The organism is Streptomyces sp. IBSBF 3136 (assembly GCF_036815105.1).
In the GTDB taxonomy this organism is placed as follows: Bacteria; Actinomycetota; Actinomycetes; order Streptomycetales; family Streptomycetaceae; genus Streptomyces.
On the sequence record NZ_JAJSZC010000027.1, the window covers coordinates 1 to 20,040 of the forward strand.

20 protein-coding genes are annotated in these 20,040 nt (G+C 74.2%); 7 read left to right on the forward strand and 13 right to left on the reverse strand.

All coding sequences use genetic code 11. The annotated features are described in order from the left end of the window. The first annotated feature begins 273 nt into the window (after positions 1-273). A complete protein-coding gene (locus V7E45_RS08670; protein ID WP_333773511.1) occupies positions 274-699 on the forward strand; it encodes a VOC family protein in 426 nt (141 codons plus the stop codon). On the opposite strand, the gene V7E45_RS08675 is transcribed toward V7E45_RS08670, so the two are convergent. From V7E45_RS08675 to V7E45_RS08705, 7 genes are all read right to left on the reverse strand, one after another. Further along, on the reverse strand, positions 696-1,718 hold the full coding sequence (locus V7E45_RS08675; protein ID WP_333773512.1) for an N-acetylglucosamine kinase: 1,023 nt from the start codon (positions 1,716-1,718) through the stop codon (positions 696-698). The genes V7E45_RS08670 and V7E45_RS08675 overlap by 4 nt on opposite strands. Next, positions 1,709-2,974, reverse strand: a complete 1,266-nt coding sequence (locus V7E45_RS08680) for a 6-phospho-beta-glucosidase (protein WP_333773513.1) — start codon at positions 2,972-2,974, stop codon at positions 1,709-1,711. The genes V7E45_RS08675 and V7E45_RS08680 overlap by 10 nt, the downstream gene beginning before the upstream one ends. A gap of 7 nt (positions 2,975-2,981) precedes the next feature. After that, positions 2,982-3,875 (reverse strand): carbohydrate ABC transporter permease, encoded by an 894-nt coding sequence (locus tag V7E45_RS08685; RefSeq protein WP_333773514.1) that lies wholly within the window; start codon positions 3,873-3,875, stop codon positions 2,982-2,984. A 2-nt stretch (positions 3,876-3,877) separates the two neighbouring features. Beyond that, on the reverse strand, positions 3,878-4,819 hold the full coding sequence (locus V7E45_RS08690; RefSeq protein ID WP_333773515.1) for a carbohydrate ABC transporter permease: 942 nt from the start codon (positions 4,817-4,819) through the stop codon (positions 3,878-3,880). 2 nt (positions 4,820-4,821) lie between these two features. Next, a complete protein-coding gene (locus V7E45_RS08695; RefSeq protein ID WP_333773516.1) occupies positions 4,822-6,165 on the reverse strand; it encodes an ABC transporter substrate-binding protein in 1,344 nt (447 codons plus the stop codon). A gap of 84 nt (positions 6,166-6,249) precedes the next feature. Then, on the reverse strand, positions 6,250-7,461 hold the full coding sequence (locus V7E45_RS08700) for an ROK family transcriptional regulator (protein ID WP_333773517.1): 1,212 nt from the start codon (positions 7,459-7,461) through the stop codon (positions 6,250-6,252). Positions 7,462-7,685: 224 nt separating this feature from the next. Beyond that, complete coding sequence (locus tag V7E45_RS08705) at positions 7,686-8,789, reverse strand: mechanosensitive ion channel family protein (RefSeq protein WP_333773518.1); 1,104 nt, start codon at positions 8,787-8,789, stop codon at positions 7,686-7,688. A 328-nt stretch (positions 8,790-9,117) separates the two neighbouring features. On the opposite strand from V7E45_RS08705, the gene V7E45_RS08710 reads away from it, so the two are divergent. Next, the gene (locus V7E45_RS08710) at positions 9,118-9,654 is read left to right on the forward strand and encodes an HNH endonuclease (protein WP_020940112.1); all 537 of its coding nucleotides are present in this window, start codon (positions 9,118-9,120) and stop codon (positions 9,652-9,654) included. Positions 9,655-9,695: 41 nt separating this feature from the next. On the opposite strand, the gene V7E45_RS08715 is transcribed toward V7E45_RS08710, so the two are convergent. The 5 genes from V7E45_RS08715 to V7E45_RS08735 form a co-directional block, all read right to left on the reverse strand. Next, positions 9,696-10,298, reverse strand: coding sequence for a hypothetical protein (locus V7E45_RS08715; protein ID WP_333773519.1), 603 nt, complete (start codon positions 10,296-10,298; stop codon positions 9,696-9,698). Further along, positions 10,295-11,623, reverse strand: a complete 1,329-nt coding sequence (locus V7E45_RS08720; RefSeq protein WP_333773520.1) for a hypothetical protein — start codon at positions 11,621-11,623, stop codon at positions 10,295-10,297. The genes V7E45_RS08715 and V7E45_RS08720 overlap by 4 nt, the downstream gene beginning before the upstream one ends. Further along, positions 11,620-12,378 (reverse strand): ATP-binding cassette domain-containing protein, encoded by a 759-nt coding sequence (locus V7E45_RS08725; RefSeq protein ID WP_443055987.1) that lies wholly within the window; start codon positions 12,376-12,378, stop codon positions 11,620-11,622. Before V7E45_RS08725 ends, V7E45_RS08720 begins: the two co-directional genes overlap by 4 nt. Before the next feature lie 281 nt (positions 12,379-12,659). Further along, on the reverse strand, positions 12,660-13,511 hold the full coding sequence (locus V7E45_RS08730) for a zf-HC2 domain-containing protein (RefSeq protein ID WP_333773522.1): 852 nt from the start codon (positions 13,509-13,511) through the stop codon (positions 12,660-12,662). Further along, the gene (locus V7E45_RS08735; protein ID WP_333773523.1) at positions 13,508-14,125 is read right to left on the reverse strand and encodes an RNA polymerase sigma factor; all 618 of its coding nucleotides are present in this window, start codon (positions 14,123-14,125) and stop codon (positions 13,508-13,510) included. The genes V7E45_RS08730 and V7E45_RS08735 overlap by 4 nt, the downstream gene beginning before the upstream one ends. Positions 14,126-14,277: 152 nt before the next feature. Here V7E45_RS08735 and V7E45_RS08740 point away from each other — a divergent pair, with 152 nt between their 5' ends. The 3 genes from V7E45_RS08740 to V7E45_RS08750 are packed head-to-tail and all read left to right on the forward strand — an operon-like array spanning position 14,278 to position 16,961. Next, the gene (locus V7E45_RS08740; protein ID WP_333773524.1) at positions 14,278-14,523 is read left to right on the forward strand and encodes a hypothetical protein; all 246 of its coding nucleotides are present in this window, start codon (positions 14,278-14,280) and stop codon (positions 14,521-14,523) included. Further along, a complete protein-coding gene (malQ, locus tag V7E45_RS08745) occupies positions 14,524-16,653 on the forward strand; it encodes a 4-alpha-glucanotransferase (protein ID WP_333773525.1) in 2,130 nt (709 codons plus the stop codon). A 47-nt stretch (positions 16,654-16,700) separates the two neighbouring features. Next, positions 16,701-16,961 carry a hypothetical protein gene (locus tag V7E45_RS08750; protein WP_333773526.1) on the forward strand — a complete coding sequence of 87 codons (261 nt, stop codon included), beginning with the start codon at positions 16,701-16,703 and terminating at the stop codon, positions 16,959-16,961. A gap of 60 nt (positions 16,962-17,021) precedes the next feature. On the opposite strand, the gene V7E45_RS08755 is transcribed toward V7E45_RS08750, so the two are convergent. Continuing rightward, positions 17,022-17,540: a MarR family winged helix-turn-helix transcriptional regulator gene (locus V7E45_RS08755; protein ID WP_333773527.1), complete on the reverse strand. Its 519-nt coding sequence runs from the start codon at positions 17,538-17,540 to the stop codon at positions 17,022-17,024. 108 nt (positions 17,541-17,648) lie between these two features. On the opposite strand from V7E45_RS08755, the gene V7E45_RS08760 reads away from it, so the two are divergent. Both V7E45_RS08760 and V7E45_RS08765 read left to right on the forward strand, forming a co-directional pair. Beyond that, positions 17,649-18,941 (forward strand): MFS transporter, encoded by a 1,293-nt coding sequence (locus tag V7E45_RS08760; protein WP_333773528.1) that lies wholly within the window; start codon positions 17,649-17,651, stop codon positions 18,939-18,941. 34 nt (positions 18,942-18,975) lie between these two features. Continuing rightward, complete coding sequence (locus V7E45_RS08765; RefSeq protein WP_333773529.1) at positions 18,976-19,923, forward strand: EamA family transporter; 948 nt, start codon at positions 18,976-18,978, stop codon at positions 19,921-19,923. Positions 19,924-20,040 lie beyond the last annotated feature (117 nt).

Genomic DNA, 20,040 nt, shown 5'->3' on the forward strand with positions numbered 1-20,040 from the left:
CGGGCCGGGCTGCGGGGGAACCGCGGGCAGGGCGGGGCCCGCGTGCGGCGGCGCCGCGCTGCTCTTCGGCGGGTGTGTCACTTGACCTCCCCCATGGTCATCCGTTCGCCGCCAAGTATCACCGCCCGGGCCGGCATCCGCACCAGCCTTCACGCGATCTTGATCGGATCGCAGCGCAACCTACGGCATGCCGGCGCGAGGAGCGTGCCGCACCACCCCCTGTCCCTCAACACGCCCTGCGCGGCTGTTCGGTTCCTTGTAGCGTTCGCGGGCATGCACGGACGACCGAGTCACGAGCCCGGCACGCCCCGCACGGCGCGGCACGACTGGTGGGGCGTGGTGCTGGAGGCACCCGACCCGGGGGCCCTGGCGCGCTTCTACGCGGACCTCCTCGGCTGGGAGATCGCCAGGGAGGACGACGACGGGGCGGCCGTCGCGCCGCCGGAGGGCGTGGCCTACCTCGCCGTCCAGCGCTCGGCCGGGTACGTCCCGCCGGTCTGGCCCGCCCGGCCCGGTGAGCAGCGGATGACCATGCACCTCGACTTCGAGGTGGCGGACCTGCCGGCCGCCGTGGCGCACGCGCGGGAACTCGGCGCGCGGGAGGCCGGCCACCAGCCGCAGCCCGGTGTGCGGGTGCTGCTCGACCCGGCCGGCCATCCCTTCTGCCTCTACGTGGACGCAGGCGGCAACACGCCCTAGGTGGCCGCCTGTTGCCGGCCCCGCGTCCGGGGCAGGCCGGTCTCCCAGTGAGCCCGCGCCCGCGCCTGTGCCGCCGCGCCCGCGCCGAGCCGGTCCAGGCCCAGCAGGGCCGCGCCCAGGACCGGACCCGCCGTCACCACCCGGACGTCGGCCTTGGGGGCCCGGGCGGCCAGCAGGCCCCGGATGCCGTCGTCCAGCCGGGCGTGGCCCGCGGTCAGCACGCTGCCGCCCAGCAGCACCGGCGTCTCCTCGGCCAGCAGGCCGAGGCGGGTCAGGGCCACCGTGGCCATCGTCGCGACCTCCTCGGCGAGCCGGTCCACGAGGGACCGCGCCACCGGGTCGCCCCCGGCGGCCGTCGCGAAGAGCACGGGCGTCAGCTCGTGCCTGCGGTCGTGCTCGACGTGCCCGAGGTGCAGGGCCTCGATCAGCGCGTACATGGACGGCAGCCCGAAATGCGCCGGCAGCGTCCCGGCCAGCGCTGTCGGCCCGCCCCGGCCGTCCTCCGCCCGGGCCGCGTGCCACAGCGCCTCCTCGGCCAGGCCCCAGCCGCCGCCCCAGTCCCCGGAGATGCGGCCGATGGCCGGGAACCGGGCGGTGCGGCCGTCGGGCCGCATGCCCACGCAGTTGATGCCCGCGCCGCACACCACGGCGACGCCCCGCGGCTCGGCCACCCCGGCCCGCAGGATCGCGAAGGTGTCGTTGCGCACCTCCACCGAGCCGCCCCACGCCCGGGTGTGCAGCGCGGTGGCCAACTGCTCCTCCTCCACCGGCAGATCGGCGTTGGCGAGGCAGGCGGAGACGTGCGAGACGGCGGGCAGGCCGGCGTCCGCGAGCGCCCGCCCGACCGGCTCGGCCAGCGCGTCCATCGCCGGGCCCACGCCCACCGCGGGCGGGCGGAACCCGCCGCCGCGTGCCGTGGCCAGCACCTCCCCGGCGGCCGTCACCACGGCCACGTCGGTCTTGCTGTTGCCCGCGTCGATGGCGAGGACACTCGCGGTGTCGGTTGCGGTCAGGCCCACGCGAGGTGCTCCCGGTTGTGCGCGATCAGTCGGTCGGTGAGGGCGTCGGCGTACGCGTACTGGCCGATCAGGGGATGGCTCAGCAGGGCGCGGAAGACCCGGTCCCGGCCGCCCCGCAGGGCCGCCTCCAGGGCCAGTTCCTCGTACGCCGTCACGTTCGCCACCAGGCCCGCGTACAGCGGGTCCAGGTCCGGCACCGGCAGGGGCGTGGCCCCCGTCGGGCCCACCGCCGCCTGCACCTCGACCACCGCGTCGTCCGGCAGGAAGGGCAGGGTGCCCTTGTTGAGCGTGTTCACCACCTGGTACGGGCTGCCCCCGCCGCCCAGCAGGGACGCCGCCAGGTCCACCGCCGCCTCCGAGTAGAAGGCCCCGCCCCGCTTGGCCAGCAGCGCCGGCTTCTCGTCCAGGGACGGGTCGCCGTACATCGTCAGCAGCTCACGCTCCATGGCCGCGACCTCCGCCGCCCGGGAGGGCTTGGTGCCCAGTTCCCGCACCACCTCGTCGTGCGCGTAGTAGTAGCGCAGGTAGTACGACGGGACCACGCCCAGGCGGTCCAGCAGCGGGCGGGGCAGGCGCAGGTCGTCGGCGATGGCGTCGCCGTGTCCGGCCAGCAGCTTGGGCAGGACGTTCGCGCCCTCGGGGCCGCCGAGCCGCACACCGGTCTCCCAGGTGAGGTGGTTCAGGCCCACGTGGTCCAGGTGCACGTCCCGGGGGTCGGTGCCCAGCAGGGCCGCGAACTTGCGCTGGAGCCCGATCGCCACGTTGCACAGGCCGACCGCACGGTGACCGGCCTGGAGCAGGGCACGGGTGACGATGCCGACCGGGTTGGTGAAGTCGATGATCCACGCGCGCGGGTTCGCCCGGCGGACCCGCTCGGCGATGTCGAGGACGACCGGGACCGTGCGCAGCGCCTTGGCGAGGCCGCCCGCGCCGGTGGTCTCCTGGCCGATGCAGCCGCACTCCAGCGGCCAGGTCTCGTCCTGCTCCCGTGCCGCCTGGCCGCCGACCCGGAGCTGGAGCAGCACCGCGTCGGCGCCGTCGACGCCGGCGTCCAGGTCGCAGGTGGTGACGACGCGGCCCGGGTGGCCCTGCCGGGCGAGGATGCGGCGGGCCAGGCCGCCCACCAGCTCCAGGCGTTCGGCCGCCGGGTCCACGAGGACCAGCTCCTCGACCGGCAGGGTGTCCCTGAGGCGCGCGAAGCCGTCGATGAGTTCGGGGGTGTAGGTCGAGCCTCCGCCGACCACGGTGAGTTTCATATGCGGATCAACCCTTAACTCCGGTCAGAGTGACGCCTTCGACGAACGCCTTCTGGGCGAAGAAGAACACGAGGATCACGGGGGCCATGACCAGCACGGTCGCGGCCATCGTGAGGTTCCAGTCGGTGTGGTGCGCCCCCTTGAAGGACTCCAGGCCGTAGGAGAGCGTCCAGGCGCCGGGATTCTCCGAGGCGTAGATCTGGGGGCCGAAGTAGTCGTTCCAGGCGTAGAAGAACTGGAACAGGGCCACGGCGGCGATGCCGGGGCGGGCCATGGGCACGATGATCCGCAGCAGGATGCGCAGGTCCCCGCAGCCGTCCACCTTGGCGGCGTCCACGTACTCGTTCGGGATCGTCATCAGGAACTGGCGCAGCAGGAAGATGGAGAACGCGTCCCCGAACGCCATCGGGACGATCAGCGGCCACAGCGTGCCCGACAGGTCGAGCTGCTTCGCCCAGAACAGGTACATCGGGATGATGACCACCTGCGGGGGCAGCATCATCATCGAGATCACCAGCATGAGGGACAGACTGCGGCCGCGGAAGCGGAACTTGGCCAGCGCGTAGGCGACCGGGAGCGAGGAGACCACGGTCAGTACGGTGCCCAGGCCGGCGTAGACCAGGGTGTTGCGCCACCAGGTCAGGAAGCCGGGGGTGTCGAAGACCTTCCGGTAGTTGGCCCATTCCCAGGTGTGCGGGACCAGGTCCCGGCTGAGCGCCTGGGAGTCGCTCATCAGCGAGGTCAGCAACACGAAGACGAAGGGCAGGGTGAAGAACAGCGCGGCTGCGACGCCGAGCGAGTGGACCGCGATCCACTCCAGGAGCGTCCTGCGCCGGGCGGTCCGCTCGGCCTCGGGCATCCGCCGCGCGGCCCTCACCGGCTTGTCGAGTACCTGGGTCATGGTCAGTCACCTGCCTGGACGAGGCCACCCCGGCGCCGCATCAGCAGTGCCGTGAACGCCATGGACAGGGCGAACAGCACCAGCGCCACCACGCAGGCGGAGCCGTAGTCGAAGCGCTGGAAGCCGAGGTTGTAGACGAGCTGCGGGAGGGTGAGCGTGGACTTGTCCGGGTAGCCCGGTTCGAACTGGGTGCCCGCGCCCTGGATCACGCCGGAGGCGACCTTCCCGGCGACCAGCGGCTGCGTGTAGTACTGCATCGTCTGGATCACGCCGGTGACCACGGCGAACATCACGATCGGGGAGATGTTGGGCAGGGTGACGTAGCGGAACCGCTGCCACGCCGACGCCCCGTCCAGTTCGGCCGCCTCGTACTGCTCCGCCGGTACGTCGAGCAGCGCGGCCATGAAGATGACCATGAGGTCGCCGATGCCCCACAGGGCCAGCAGGGTCAGGGCCGGCTTGGACCAGGCGGGGTCGTTGAACCAGCCCGGCGCCGAGATGCCCGCCTTCTCCAGCAGGGAGTCGACCGGGCCCGTACCGGGGTTGAGCAGGAAGGCGAAGGCCATGGTCGCCGCCACCGGCGGGGCGAGGTACGGCAGGTAGAACAGGGTGCGGAAGACCCCGGCACCGGTCTTGATCTTCGTGATGAGCAGTCCCACGCCGAGTCCGAAGACGACCCGGAGGCTCACCATGACCAGCACCAGCCAGAGCGTGTTGCGCAGGGCGGGCCAGAACAGCGGGTAGTGCTCGAAGACGTACGTCCAGTTCTTCGCGCCGCTCCACGTCGGCGGCCGGAAGCCGTCGTAGTGCATGAACGAGAAGTAGACCGTGGAGATCAGCGGGTACGCGAAGAAGACCGCGAAGCCGATCAGCCAGGGTGACATGAAGGCGGCCGTGCGCAGCGCCGACCGGCGGCGCTTCGAGGCGAGGGTGAGCGCGGTCATGGCTACTTCGCCTGCGCGATGTCCGTGTCGATCTGCGCGGCCGTCTTCCTCAGCCCGGCCTTCAGATCGGTGACCTTGCCGCTCTCGTAGTCGTAGCCGAACTGCTGGATCGTCACCAGGTACACGCCGCCGTTGATCGAGGCGGGCGTGGTGGTGGAGTCCGGGTTCGCGGCGATGTCCAGGAAGGTCCTGAACCGCGGGTCGTACTTCAGCTTCGGTGACTTCAGCGCCGCCAGCGTCGAGGGCACGTTGTGGATGTCGTTGGCGAAGCCGACCACCGCGTCGGTGTCCGTGGTCATGTACTTCACCAGCTCCCAGGCGGCGTTCTGCTTGTGGCTGGTGGCGGCGATGCCGGCGATGGTGCCGGTGATGTAGCCCTTGCCGTACCGGTCGGCCTGGTCGTCCGGTACGGGCAGCGGGGCCACGCCGATCTCGAACTTCGGCTTGGCCTCCTCGGCCATCCCGAGCCGCCACTCGCCGTCGAGCTGCATGGCGACCTGGCCGGTGTGGAAGGGGTGCTTGGGGCCCCACTCGTCGCCCAGCGTGGCCCGGAACCTCTCCAGCTTCTGGAAACCGCCGAGTTCGTCCACGAGCTTCTTCTGCAGCGTGAAGCCCTTCTCGAAGGCCGGGTCCGTGGCCAGGGCGGACTTGCCGTCCTTGCCGAAGTACGTCGGCGAGAACTGCGCGAAGTAGTGCTCGGTGGTCGACTCCCAGCCGTGGTAGTCCGGCATGAAGCCGAGCTGCTTGTAGGTGCCGCCCTGGGGGATCGTCAGCTTCTTGGCGTCGGCCTCGAACTCGGACCAGGTCTTCGGCGGGTGCGCGATGCCGGCCTTCTCGAACGCCGTCTTGTTGTAGTAGAGGCCGTAGGCGTCACCGAGCAGCGGCACGGTACAGCGGTCGCCGTCGAACCGGGTGTACTCGTTCATCGCCTTCGGGAAGGTCGTCTCCGGGTCGATGCCCGCCTTCTTGAAGAAGGGGTCGAGGTCGATCAGCGCACCCGAGGAGCAGAACTTGCCCACGTTGTTGGTGGTGAAGGAGGAGATGACGTCGGGGGCCCGGTCGCCGCCGCCGCGCAGCGCCTGGTTGATCTTGTCGTCGGTCATGTTGCCGACGACGTTCACGTGGATGTTGGGGTGCGTCTTCTCGAAGCCGGCGACCAGTGACTTGACCGCCTTCACCTCGTTCGGCGCGCTCCAGGCGTGCCAGAAGTTGATCGTCGTGTCCTTCGACGGGTCGTCCGTGGCGCCGGAGTTCGACTGGCCGGTGCACGCGGCGGTGAGCAGCACGGCGGAGGCGGTCAGGGCGAACGCCGCTTTTCGGGCCACTCGGGGTATGGCTGTGGGCATGACGAGGTCTCCCAGGGACGGGGTCGGGAAAAACAGGAGAAGAAGCCGGGGAAAGCCAGGGAAGCCGGGGGAAGGCGGGTGCGCTCAGCGCGAGGTGTCGAAGACCTCGTCGCGGGTGGCGGCGAGCGCGGACTCCAGCGCGCCGCGCAGTACGGGGTGTTCGTGGACGTCGCCGACGACCAGCCGCGGCCGGGCCGCGGCCAGCTCCTCCAGCTCGGCCTGGACGAGGGCGCGCAGCACCTCGCCGCCGGCTGTCAGAGCGGAGCCGCTGAGGACGACGAGTTCGGGGTCGAGGACGGAGACGAGCGAGGCGAGACCGGTGGCCAGCCGGGTCGCGTAGGTCCGCAGCAGCTCCCGGTGCGGTCCGCCCGCGTGGTCGGCGGCCCGGGCCAGCAGTTCCGCGGCCACCTCGGTGTACGGCCCCGGCGGCACGTCCTCGATGCCGAGTTCGCGGGCCAGCTTCGGTACGGCCTGGGAGCCGGCCAGCTCCTGGTAGCCGCCGCTGTTGGCCTTGGTCACCTGGCGCACCAGGGGGGTGCCGGGCACCGGGAGGAAGCCGACCTCGCCGGCGCCGCCGGTCCAGCCGCGGTGCAGCCGCCCGCCGAGGACCAGGGCGGCGCCCATGCCCTCCTGGTTCCACAGCAGCACGAAGTCCGCGTGGCCGCGGGCCGCGCCGAGCCGCTGTTCGGCGACGGCGACGAGGTTGACGTCGTTCTCGTACTCGACCGGCATCGGCAGCGCGGCGGCGAGTTCGTCGAGCAGCGTGGGGGAGTGCCAGCCGGGCAGGTGGGAGGCGTAGCGCAGCCGCCCGGTGCCCGGGTCGAAGGCGCCGGGGGTGCCGATGACCAGGCGGTGCACGTCGTCCCGGGCGAGCCCGGCGGCCTTCACGGCGCCGTCGAGGGAATCGGTGACCTGCCGGACCACCGGGTGCGCCGGGCGGCGGCCGGGGGTGGGCAGTTCGAACTCGCCGACGGTGCGGCCGGTGACGTCGGCGACGGCGGCTCGGATGCGGTGCGGGGTCACGTCCAGGCCGGCGGCGTAGGCGGCGGCCGGGTTGACCGCGTACAGCTGGGCGTTGGGTCCCGGCCGGCCCTCGCTGGTGCCGGTGACCCGGACCAGTCCCGCCGCCTCCAGGCGGGCGAGCAGCTGTGAGGCGGTCGGTTTGGACAGGCCGGTGAGCTTGCCGATCCGGGTGCGCGACAGCGGCCCGTGCTCCAGCAGGAGGTCGAGGGCGGCGCGGTCGTTCATGGCGCGCAGGACGCGCGGGGTGCCCGGCGTACCGGCGGTTCCTGCCATGCGTCTCGACACCTGCCTTTCCAGCTGCCCAGCTTTTCAGTGACCCGGCCATGCCGTCCAGCCTTGATCACCGGCCACCGGGAAGATCACTGTTAGGAAACTTTCCTATTGGCGTGGGAGGAACGTAAGCCCAGGACGAAGAGGGCGTCAATAGACAACGCCCCCGCGGCAACAGAGTCGTTACCTCGGGGGCGTGGTCCGGGCGGGTGCGCCGGGCGGCCCGGCTACTTGGCGGGCGGTGTCGAGCGCTGCACCGCGATCGGCGACGCCGCCGCCGTCTGCGGGGAGTCCGCGCTGGAGTATGCCGACGGGGCCGCCACCGCCGCCATCGGGTCCGGGGCGTCCTCGGCGTCCTCCAGGGCCGTCGCCCCGCCCACGATGCGGATGCTCGCCGCGTCGAAGGCCCGCTTGATGCGCCAGCGCAGTTCCCGCTCCACGGTCACCGCCTTGCCCGGCATGGTCCTGGCCGTGACCCGGACCACCATGGAGTCGATCAGCACGGAGTCCAGGCCGAGCACCTCGACCGGGCCCCACAGCAGTTCGTTCCAGGGCTCTTCCTTGCTCATCTTCTCGGCGACCTCGTCCAGCGTGGCCTTGACCCGGTCCAGGTCCTCGGCCGCCTTCACGGTCACGTCGACCCCGGCCGTCGCCCAGCCCTGGGAGAGGTTGCCGATCCGCTTGACCTCGCCGTTGCGGACGTACCAGATCTCGCCGTCGGCGCCGCGCAGCTTGGTCACCCGCAGCCCGACCTCGATCACCTCGCCGGAGGCCACGCCCGCGTCGATCACGTCACCGACGCCGTACTGGTCCTCCAGGATCATGAACACGCCGGAGAGGAAGTCCGTGACCAGGTTCCGGGCGCCGAAACCGATCGCCACACCGGCCACACCGGCCGAGGCCAGCAGCGGCGCCAGGTTGATCTTGAACGTGGACAGCACCATCAGCGCGGCCGTGCCGAGGATCAGGAAGCTGGCCACCGAGCGCAGCACCGAGCCGATCGCGGCGGCCCGCTGCCGCCGCCGCTCGACGTTGACCAGCAGCCCGCCCAGCGCGCTGCCCTCCGCCGCCTGGGCCGACCGGGTCATCCGCTCGATCAGCTTGGTGATCGCCCGCCGGACCATCGCTCTGAGCGTGACGGCCACGACCACGACCAGCAGGATCTGCAGACCCATCGCGAGCCAGGTCGACCAGTTCTGCTCCACCCAGCTCGCCGCGTTCGTCGCGCTCTCCTGGGCGTCCTGGAGCGAGGGAACGGCCGGTGCGGTCGAACCGGAGGGGGAGGGAGACGGTGACGCGCCGGCGGCCAGCTGGACGACGGGCAAGGACACGGCAGGTACCTCCATGGTGCTGCGCGGTCCGTTCCGGCAGGGCGGTCAAGGCGGGGCGGTCAAGGCTTTCGCGATCACGAAAAGGTCACCGGACGGACAGAACCAACACACTAACGGGGCATCGTGTGTGCTCCGCGCCGATCCGGGAGGAGAGACCGGTCTCACCCCGGCTTGAACAGGCCGTGATCCTGGGGATCCACCAGGTGTGGTCGAAAACACTCCCAGCCCGTTACCGGGACATGGTGGCGCGTTCACCAGGCATGAGGGGAGACTGACCTCAGATCGTCCCGGCGCGAGCCACGCGCCGCCGACGCCCAAGGAGGCACCCGTGCCGCATGTCCTGGTCCTCAACGCGTCGTACGAGCCGCTCGGCGTCGTACCGCTCCGCCGCGCGCTCGTCCTCGTCCTGGAGAACAAGGCCGTCTCCCTCGAGGAATCCGGCGCCTTTATGCACAGCGCGACCGTGACAGTCCCCGCACCCAGCGTGGTCCGGCTCAAGCGTTTCGTCCGGGTTCCGTACCGCGGGCCCGTTCCGCTCACCCGCCGCGCGCTCTTCGCCCGGGACGGGGGTCGGTGCATGTACTGCGGTGGCGTCGCAACCAGCGTCGACCACGTCATCCCGCGCAGCCGCGGGGGCAAACACGTCTGGGACAACGTGGTGGCCTCCTGCCGCCGCTGCAACCACGTCAAGGCCGACCGCCACCTCGTCGAACTGGGCTGGCGGCTGCGCCATAAACCCGCTCCGCCCACCGGTCTGGCCTGGCGCATCATCGGGACCGGCCACAGGGACCCGCGCTGGCTGCCCTACTTGCAGCCGTACGGCGCGGACGACGCCATGGCCCGGATCGACGGCATCTCCGCCTGACGATCCGGGCTTTCGCGCACCCCGTGGCCGGACGGCACCGTTCAGCCGCGGGGCCCCTCCGCGCGCGCCCCGCGCACGGCGTACACGGCGGCGCCCAGCACGAAGGCGGCGAGCGCCGCCGCCCAGGCGCCCGGCTGCGGGCCCGGCTGCATGGGCCAGGCCCACACCGTGACCGCGCGCCCGCGCGTCCCCACCGAGGCCAGGTACACGGCGCTCACGTAGCCGAAGGCGGGCAGCCAGCTCAGCCGCGCGCCGAGCAGGACGGCCGAAGCCGCCGTGACGCCCGTGCAGCCGAGCGTGTTGCGGACCACCGCGGGCGCGCCGAACGTCTCGGCGTGCCCCAGCACCGCCAGCGGCAGCAGCGTCGCCGCCAGGGCCGTCAGCGCCCCCAGCTGCGCCAGCCGGCGCGGCCACCACGGCCGTACCGCCGTCCGGTCCAGCTCGTCCGAGGCCGTGTGCAGACTCGTGCCGATCACCGCGGCCGCCATCAGCGGGGCCAGCGCGACGACCGGCACCCGGCGGTCGGGGTCCAGGTAGGCGTCCAGGCCGCGCGCGGCCCAGACCGCGAAGGCGGTGGTGCCGGCCAGCGCGAGCAGCGCGAGCGGAACGGCGCGGGAGCGGGCGTAGAGCACGAGTCCGGTCACAGGGCCGGCACCCCCTTCACGTCACAGGTGCCCGCCGTCGCGAAGTACGCCGACAGCCAGGCGCGGCGCTCCGCCTCGCCCATGGTGCGCAGCCGGGTGCGCGCGGCCCTGCGGGACCGCGCCTGCGCACGCTGCTCCGCGCTGCCCTTCGCGTCCCACGCGTCCGTGTCGTCCTGGAGCGGGTTGGGCGCCAGGTAGCTCTCCACGGCGTCGTCGGCGACGAGCATCCGCCGCGTCGGGTGGAGGCACTCGGGGCGCCGTTCCAGCGCCGCCGCCGCCTCCCAGGCGTACTGCCGCGGATCGGCCAGCCGCCCCCGCACGACCGACCAGCCGAGCGGCGTCAGCATGGGCAGCCGGGCCTCGGTCCCGCGTATCGGGTGGTTCTGGTCCTCCCACCGCACCGGCAGGTTCCGGACCCCCTTCAGCCTGCCCGTGATGCCGGACAGGGCCTCGCCGATCTGCGGGAGCATCCCCGCGTACCGGGCGTCGACGCAGATCGCCGGGGTGGTCGAGGTGTCGCAGACGTGCCTGCGGGCGAGCGGGTCCTCGTGCCACAGGCCGTCCCCGGTCTGTCCCAGCACCGTGGCCGCCGCCACGGCGGCGGCCAGCGGCAGCAGGGCCGTCGTCCGGCGCCGCGCGGCGTACCCGAGCGTGGCGGCGAGCGCCAGGCCGGCCGTCCACCCGGCCATCGCGAGCGGCTGCCACCACACCGGGACGTCGGTGTCCATGATCGGGAAGGCCGGGTCGAGGTGCCCGGCGAGCCCCGGGTCGGCCGACGCGAGCACACCGAGCCCCACGTACCCGGCTGTCGCCAGCAGCGGCGCGGCCAGCCGGGTGGGCACGGCCCGGCCCACCACGTGCCCGAGCAGCGCGGCCGCCGCCACCGCCACGGCGTCCCCGGGCAGCGTGCCGAGCCGGGGCCGGTCGCCCTGCGCGTAGGGCCAGGTGGCGAGCATCGCGAGCCCCGCCGCGACCAGGTGGCCGGCCGCCGTCCAGAACGCGACCGGCAGCGCCGAGGCCAGGAACCGGACCAGTGGCGTCCGGACGACCGTCCCCCACAGCTCCTCGGTACGGCGCCGCCGCTCCCGCCCGCCCTGCCAGCAGCCCGCCGCCGCGGCCAGCGGAACGGAGATCAGCACGCTGTTGTGCAGCTGGGCGGCGGTCTCCGCCCAGCCGCCCTGCCAGTGCGCCGAGCTGCCGATCAGCAGCACTCCGAGCGTGAGCACCACGGCGGCCCCGGCGAAGGGTGCGAAGCCGCGCACGGCCTGCGCGCGCAGCGGATGGGACACGCGTACGGGCGCCTCCAGTACGTTCACCGCACTCATCGCACCGACTCCCGCGCACCCGTGGTCCGGTGGGCCCGCAGCGCGGCCGTGTAGCCGCGCTCGATCGGGTGGTCGCCGGGCCCGTCCGAGACCTCGCCCAGCTCCGAGAGCGACCGCGGTGTGCCCCGGTAGGCGATCCGGCCCGCGTCCAGCAGGGTGACCTCCGTGCAGGCTGCGGCCACGTCCTCCACCAGGTGGGTGGAGACCATCACCGTGGCCGAGGTGCCGAGTTCGCGCAGCAGCTCGCGGAACTCCACCCGCTGCTCGGGGTCAAGACCGGCGGTCGGCTCGTCCAGCAGCAGCACACCCGGTTCGTTGACGAGGGCCTGCGCGATGCCGACCCGGCGGACCATGCCCCCGGACAGGGTGCGGATCTTCGCGTCGATGCGGTCCGCGAGACCGACCCGGGCCACGGCGTCCGCCACGGCGGCCGGCACCCGCGCGGCGGGCACCTCCTTCAGCCAGGCCACGTACGCGACGAACTCCCGCACGGTGAAGCCCGGGTAGTAGCCGAACTCCTGCGGCAGATAGCCGAGCCGGCGCCGGACCTCGGCCCGCCCCCGCTGCTCGGCGGTGTCCCGGCCGAGGATCTCCACCCGGCCGTCGGACGGCTGCGCCACGGTGGCCAGGACCCGGATCAGCGAGGTCTTCCCGGCACCGTTCGGCCCGAGCAGGCCGTGCACCCCGGTGCCGAGGTCCAGATCGACGCAGTCCAGCGCGAGGGTCTTGCGGTGCCGGACGCGCAGCCCGGTCACGAGTACGGAACTCAAAGGGGTCTCCCAGAGGGTGCCGGGACGGGCCAGGCGGCCGCGGTCACCGGCGGATCGCAGGTTCGCAGGTTCGGAGATTCGGAGGTTCGGAGGTTGGGATCGGAGGGGGCCCACCGGCTCTGCGTACTTCCGCAGCGGGCGTGGGCCCCAGGGCCTTCGGTTCGGATCAGGCCGGATCCGGCCTGATCGAGGCGGATCGGGGCGCGGTGCCAGGGCTCGGGGGTGGGCTGCCGCGCCCGGCTCCGGCCCGATTCGGCCGACAGGCCCTAGCGGCGCGGCAGGCGGTCGTAGGCCGGGCGGCGGGCCGCGAGCAGGGCGGCGCTCAGCGCTGCCGCCGCAGCCCACGCGCCCTGCGCCCCCGCGCCGTCCAGACAGCGGGAGAGCTGCTCGGCCAGCCGCTGCGTGGCCTCGCCGCCCGGGGCGGCCGGCACCGGCGCGAGCACGGCGCACAGCCAGCCCCCCGCCGTCGCACCGGCCGCCGTCCGGCAGCCGGTGAAGGAGGCCATGGCCAGCGTGGCCAGGGACAGCGCCAGCCCGGGCAGCAGCCAGGCCGCGGCGGCCGGGGCACCCGAGGCCGGCAGCAGCAGACCGGTGAGGGTCAGCAGCGGCAGGCACACCGCGAGCACCACGGCCGTCCGGGTCAGTGCCAGCCGCAGCCCGCCCGCGGGAGTGGCCGCGACCACCTCGTACAGCGGGTCGGCGTGCGGTCCGTAGGACAGCGCGACCCCGGCGACCGGCACGACCGGAGCGATCGCCAGCAGCAGCGCCCGCGTCCCGTGGAACCCGCCGCCGTACCCCAGGGCCATCGCCCCGACGGCCACCAGCAGCACGGCGGGCAGCCACGCCCCGCGCACCGCGGGCCCGGCGGCCCACAGCAGGCGGGCGGCGCGGGGCGGCGCCGGGACCGGCGCGGCCTCCAGCACCGCCTCGCGCACCTGCGCCAGCAGCGCGCCGGGCGCCGTGCCGCGCACCGCCCGCGACACCCGGACGGCGCACCCCGCGCAGCCTTCCAGGTGCTTCTCCAGCGACCAGGCGTCCGGCTCCGGCAGGGAGCCGTCGGCGTAGCGGGCGACGAGGTCGTCGCAGGCGTGCCACACATGGGCGTTGCCGCGGGTCATGCCGTACCTCCCAGCGGGGACGGGTGCAGGTGGCCGAGGGCCGTGCGCAGCTCGGCGCGGGCCCGCCGGGCGCGGGACTTGACCGTGCCCTCGGGAATGCCGAGCAGCCGCGCCGCCTCCCGGGTGCTCAGCCCGTCCACGACGGTGGCGCGCAGCACCTCGCGCAGCTCCGGGGAGATCCGGTCCAGGGCGGCGCCGACGTCGCCGTACTCCAGCCTGGCCAGCACCCTGTCCTCGGCGGACGCCGTGGCCGCGTACCGGCCGTGCGGCTCCGCTTCCAGCGGCGGGCCCGCCAGCCGGGCGGCCCGCTCCTGCGCCCGACGGGCGTCGACCAGCCGCCGCGCCGCGATGGTCCACAGCCAGCCGCCGGTCTCCTGCCCGCGGTGCCCGGACGCCGAGCGCCACACCGTGACGAAGGTGTCCTGGAGCACCTCCCGGACGACCTCGGGATCGGCGCAGCGCCGTGTGAGGCGCGCGTACAGCCATCCGGCGTGCCGGTCGTACAGCTCGGCCATCGCCGCGGCGTCCCCCGCCGCGACGGCCCGCAGCAGTGCCGCGTCGCCGCCGGCGCCGTCCTTCTCCCGCTGGCCCCCCACGGGGCGGAACAGTCTCACACCCCCTCTATCGACGGTCCGGCCGGTACCGGATCACCACGAGGCGCGCACCCCTGCCCCACCTGTCGTGGAGAGTGCCGCCGCCGTCTCTGGGTAGGCCTGCCGTAACCACCGCAAGCCGCAGCAATCGACCCAGTGACAAGGAGGCCCCCGTGGCCGTACCGGCTCGTCTCCCGATCCCGGCCCAGTGGAAACCCGTGGCGGACCCGTCCGCCGAGACCACCGACGTACAGGCGTGCGTCTTCAGCGCGGAGGCCGCGTGCGCGGAGGCGCCGCTGACCAGCGAGCCGCCGCTGCCCGACGCCGAGCCGCTGACCAGTGAGCCGCCGCTCGCCGACGCGGCCCCGCTGACCAGCGAGTCCGACCCGGTCCCCGACGCGTTCGTCGCGGTGCTGTAGATGACCGCGGCGTACGAGGACGAGCCGCACGTGAACGAGCCGCCCGAAGACGAGCCGCTGGCCCGGCTCGCCGGGCTGCACGGGGTCGCCACCTCCTACCGCCCCGCCCCGGACCGCACGGTCGCGGTCCCCGCCTCCGCCGTGGTCGCCGCCCTGGCCGCCCTCGGCGTCGACGCGGGCACCCCGGACGCCGTACGCTCCGCGCTCGCCGAGCGGGAGCGCGAGCTGCGCGAGCGGCTGCTGCCGCCGACGGTCGTGCACTGGGCCGGTGATCCGGGCGGCCCCGCCGCCCTCACCGCGCTGCCCCCCGGCACGCGGCTGGACGTCGAGACCGAGCAGGGCGAGGCGCGCGACGGCGCCGAGGGCCTGCCGCTCGGCGTCCACCGGGTGACCGCCACCGCCCCGGACGGCCGCACCGGCCAGGCCCACCTCGTCGTCGCGCCGGACCGGCTGCCCGCGCTCGCCGGCCGCTCCTACGGCCTCCTCGTGCAGCTGTACTCGCTGCTCTCGCGGCGCTCCTGGGGCATGGGCGACCTCGGTGACCTGGCCGAGCTGGCCGGCTGGGCCGGACGGACCGCCGGCGCCGGGTTCGTCCAGGTCAACCCGTTGCACGCGGCCGTACCCGGAGCCCCGACCGACCCCTCGCCGTACCGGCCGTCCTCGCGCCGCTTCCCCGACCCCGTGCACCTGCGGATCGAGGCGGTCCCCGAGTTCGCCCACGTCGACGACCCAGCGGACCGCGCCCGGCTCCAGACGCTGCTGGAGCGCGCCGGACGGCTGCGCGCCGCCGTCCTCGACAAGGGCGACCTCATCGACCGGGACGCGGTGTGGGAGCTGAAGCGGCAGGCCCTTGAACTGGTCCTCAAGGTCCCGCTCGGACCGGGGCGGCAGGCCGCCTACGACGCCTTCCGCGCCGAGGAGGGGCAGGCGCTCGAGGACCACGCCACCTGGTACGCCCTCGCCGAGACGCACGGCCACGACTGGCAACGGTGGCCCGAGCCGCTGCGCGACCCCCGCTCCGCCGCGACCGCGCGGGCCCGCGCCGAACTGGCCGCCCGCGTCGACTTCCACTCCCGCCTCGCCTGGCTCACCGACGGCCAGCTCCGCGCCGCCCAGCGCACCGCCCGCGAGGCCGGCATGCCGGTCGGGATCGTGCACGACCTCGCCGTCGGGGTGCACCCGGCGGGCGCCGACGCCTGGGCGCAGCAGGACCACTTCGCCGCCGGTATGTCCGTCGGCGCCCCGCCGGACGCCTTCAACGCCCGCGGCCAGGACTGGGGTCTGCCGCCCTGGCGCCCCGACCGCCTCGCCGCCTCCGGCCACGCCCCCTTCCGCCGGCTCCTGCGCGCCCTCTTCCGCTACGCCGGCGCCCTGCGCATCGACCACGTGATGGGCCTGTTCCGGCTCTGGTGGGTGCCCCAGGGCAGCCCGCCCACCGAGGGCACCTACGTCCACTACGACGCCGAGGCCATGCTCGCCCTGCTCGCCCTGGAGGCCTCCCGGGCCGGGGCGGTGGTGATCGGCGAGGACCTGGGCACCGTGGAGCCGGGGGTCCGCGAGACGCTGCAGCGGCGCGGGGTGCTCGGCACCTCCGTGCTGTGGTTCGAGCGGGACTGGGAGGGCGACGGCCACCCGCTGCCGCCGGAGCGCTGGCGCGCCGACTGCCTGGCCACCGCCACCACCCACGACCTGCCGCCGACCGCCGCCCGGCTCACCGGCGACCACGTCGAGCTGCGCGACCGCCTCGGTCTGCTGACCCGCTCCGCCAGTGAGGAGCGCGCGGAGGCGACCGCGGATACGGCGGAGTGGCTCGCGCTGCTGGGCAGCCTCGGGCTGCTGGACAGTCCCGCGGCCGGGCCCCCGGGCTCCGACGAGCAGACGGAGATCGAGGGCGTCCACCGCTTCCTGCTGCGCACCCCGGCCCGCCTGATCGGCGTCTGGCTCCCGGACGGCGTCGGCGACCGGCGGCCGCAGAACCTGCCCGGGACCTGGGACCAGTACCCGAACTGGCGGCTGCCCGTCGCCGGCCCCGACGGCCGCCCGGTCGCCCTGGAGGAGCTGACGGCCTCGCCGAGGCTGCGCGCGCTGCTGGAGGTCTGCCGGGCCGGAGAGGGGGCCGGGCCCTGGTAGGGCACCCCGGGCGCGCGGCCCTCCAGGCCGTTCGCTAACTTGAGAACGTGGACAAGAAGAACGCCCTGCGCGCCGGCGCCCTGGCTGCCGGTACGACGCTGATGATGCTGCTCATGTCGTCCCCCGCGCTCGCGCTGACCCGCGACGACGGCGACGACCCCGGCGCAGGCCTGAGCGTCGCCCAGACGCTGGGCCTGTACGTGCTGGCCCCCCTGGCGCTGTTCGCGATCATCGCGGGGCTGGTGATGGTCCTGGACAAGTCCAGGACCCGCGTGACCAAGCCCGCGAAGGCCCGGGCCAAGGCCTGATCCGCAGCTGATCTCCGCCCGAGGGGCAGCCGCGTGGGGGCCCGTCGCCCGGAACAGTCCTCAGTCCGCCTCCGCCCGGGTCCCCGCGAGCAGCTCGCGCAGCAGGCCGGCCAGCAGGTCGGCCTGTTCGCCGTCCAGTGACGCCAGGGCCGCGGTCTGGACGGCGAGACCCGCGCCGACCGCCTGGTCGACGGCGTCGAGCCCCTTCTCGGTCAGGGTGACCTGGAGGCCGCGCCGGTCGTGCGGGTCGGGGGAGCGGCGCAGCAGCCCGGCCCGTTCCAGCTTGTCGAGGCGGCCCGTCATGCCGCCGGTGGTGAGCATCAGCGTCTCGGCGAGCCGGCGCGGGGAGAGGGTGAACGGTTCGCCCGCGCGCCGCAGGGTCGCCAGCACGTCGAACTCGCCGCGCGAGATGCCGTAGGGGGCGTAGGCCTTCTCCATGCGGTCGCCCATGGCACGGGCGAGGCGGTAGATCCGCCCGAACACCTCCATGGCCCTGGTGTCCAGGTCGGGCCGCACGGCCGCCCACTGGTCGATGATCGCGTCGACGGGATCCCTGCCCTGCTGGCGGCCTTCACTCATGGGCCGAGTATCGCCCCGGCGAAGGTCAGCCGCAAGAAAGTAGCTTGACGAAAAGTAGCTTAGGGGTAAGCTACTTTCTATCAAGTCATTCGGGAGGGGAGCCGAACGGTGAAGTGGCACAGGGTGGACAGCGAACGCGTCGCGGGGGAGTGGGCCCTGCCCGTCGCCGCCGCGGTCAACGGAGTGGGCACGGGCATGTACGTCCCGTTCACACTGGTGTTCTTCCACAGCGTCACGGGGCTGTCCTTCGCGGCCGTCGGCGCCGTGCTGACCGCCACCGGCCTCGCGGGCATCGCGGCGCTGCCGCTCGCCGGCGCGATGGTCGACCGGTACGGCGCCAGACGCGTGCAGTACCTGCTGTACGGCGTCCGGGTCCTGGGCTTCGCCCTCTACCCCTTCGCCCACGCCCTCCCCGCCTTCGCCGCCGTCGCGCTGGTCACCGCGGCCGCGGACCGGGCCTTCCCGGCCGCCCAGCAGGCCCTGATCGGCGAGGTGGCCCGCGGGGCGGGAAGGGACCGGCTGCAGGCGTCGACCCGCGCGCTGCAGAACGCGGGCAACGGCGCGGGCGCGCTGCTGGCCACCCTGGTCATCGCCCTCGCGGGCAGCGCCGGGTACTCCTACGCGGCCTGGGGCAACTCCCTCTCCTTCGCGCTGGCCGCCCTGCTGCTGCGCCCGCTGAAGCCGCTGCCCGCGGCGCCCGGCACCCCGTCGGCGCGCCGGACGGGCGCCGGATACCGGCTCGTCCTCGCCGACCGGCCCTTCCTGGTCCTCACCGGCGCCAACTTCCTGAACGCCCTCAGCTACTCGGCGCTTTCCGTCCTCTTCCCGCTGTTCGCCGTGGAGTGGCTGCACGGGCCCGTGGCGCTCACCGGTGCCGCGTTCACGGTCAACACCGCGCTGTGCGCGGTGGCCGGGGTGTTCGTCGGCGCCCGGGTCCGGCGGACCGGTGCCCGGCGCACCCGGGCCGCGGCGCTGGGCGGGGGCCTGTTCGCAACCGCCTTCGCCGCCCAGATCGTGCTCGGCACCCTGCGGCCGGGCTCGGGCCCGGTCCTGGCCGGCGCCCTCGTCGCGGTGGTCCTCGTCTACACGCTCGGCGAGTTGATCCACAGCCCCGCCGCCGAGGTGCTCGCCGTGTCGGCGGCACCCGAGGCGGTGCGCGGCCGCTACATGGCGGCGTACCAGATGTCCTGGTCCCTGGCCAAGGCGGTGGCGCCCTCCCTGTTCACCTCCCTGCTCGCGCTGGACGGCCGGGCGCCGTGGGCCTTCCTGATCCTCACCTCCGCGGTGGCCGCCGCCCTGCTGTTGCGGGTGGAGCGCCGGCTGCCCGCCGAGGCGGTGCGGCCGCAGCCGGTGACGGTCGGCGGCGGCACCCCCGCCACCCCGGCGCCCGTCACGGTGTGACCCCACTCCCCCCTGCGACCGAAGGGAACCGGCCATGAGGCGACCCCTGACCGTGCTGCTCACCGCGCTCGCCCCCGTCTCCTGGGGCACCACCTACGCCGTCACCACCGAGTTCCTGCCGCCGGACCGCCCCCTGTTCACCGGCCTGGTGCGGGCCCTGCCGGCCGGCCTCCTGCTGCTGGCGCTGACCCGGGTGCTGCCGCGCGGTGACTGGTGGTGGAAGGCGCCGGTGCTCGGCGCGCTGAACATCGGCGCCTTCTTCCCGCTGCTGTTCGTGTCGGCGTACCGGCTGCCCGGCGGTACGGCCGCCGTGGTCGGCTCCGTCGGACCGCTGTTCGTCGTCGGCCTCTCGATGCCGCTGCTCGGGCAGCGGCCCGCGGTCCGCCACCTGGTCACCGGGGCCGTGGCCGCCGTCGGGGTGAGCCTCGTGGTGCTCAAGGGGGCCGGCGCGCTGGACCCGCTCGGGGTGCTCGCGGCCGTCGCCTCCACCGCCTCGATGGCCACCGGGACGGTGCTGACCAAGCGGTGGGGCCGCCCGGCCGGTGCCGGCCCGCTGGCCCTGGCCGGCTGGCAGCTCACCGCGGGCGGTCTGCTCATCGCGCCGGTCGCGCTGCTGGTCGAGGGCGCCCCGCCCGCGTTCGACGGCCGTGCGCTGGCCGGCGTCCTCTACCTCGCCCTGGCGAACACGGCGGTCGCCTACTGGCTCTGGTTCCGCGGCATCGGCCGGCTCGGCGCCACACAGGCCGGTTTCCTCGGCCCGCTGTCCCCGCTGACCGCCGCCGTGGTCGGCTGGGCGGCCCTGGGCCAGGCGCTCACCCCGGTGCAGACGGCGGGCATGGCGCTCGCCTTCGGGGCGACGCTGGCGGGCCAGGCGGGGACGGGGCGGCGGCGACTCTTCGGCTCCGCCGAAAGGGCTGCCCGGGAAGGGTCGACCGCCCGGAAGGACCCGGTGCGCCCGACGGTCCCGGCGCTGCGACGGTAGGCGGACACCCGCCCGTCGTCCGGCGGGAGGGCGGGCAGTGGCGGCCTGAGATGCGTGAAGGGGGGCCCGCGGGGGGGCCGGCGCCCCGCACCAAAAATACCGGGCGTCGACCCCCCC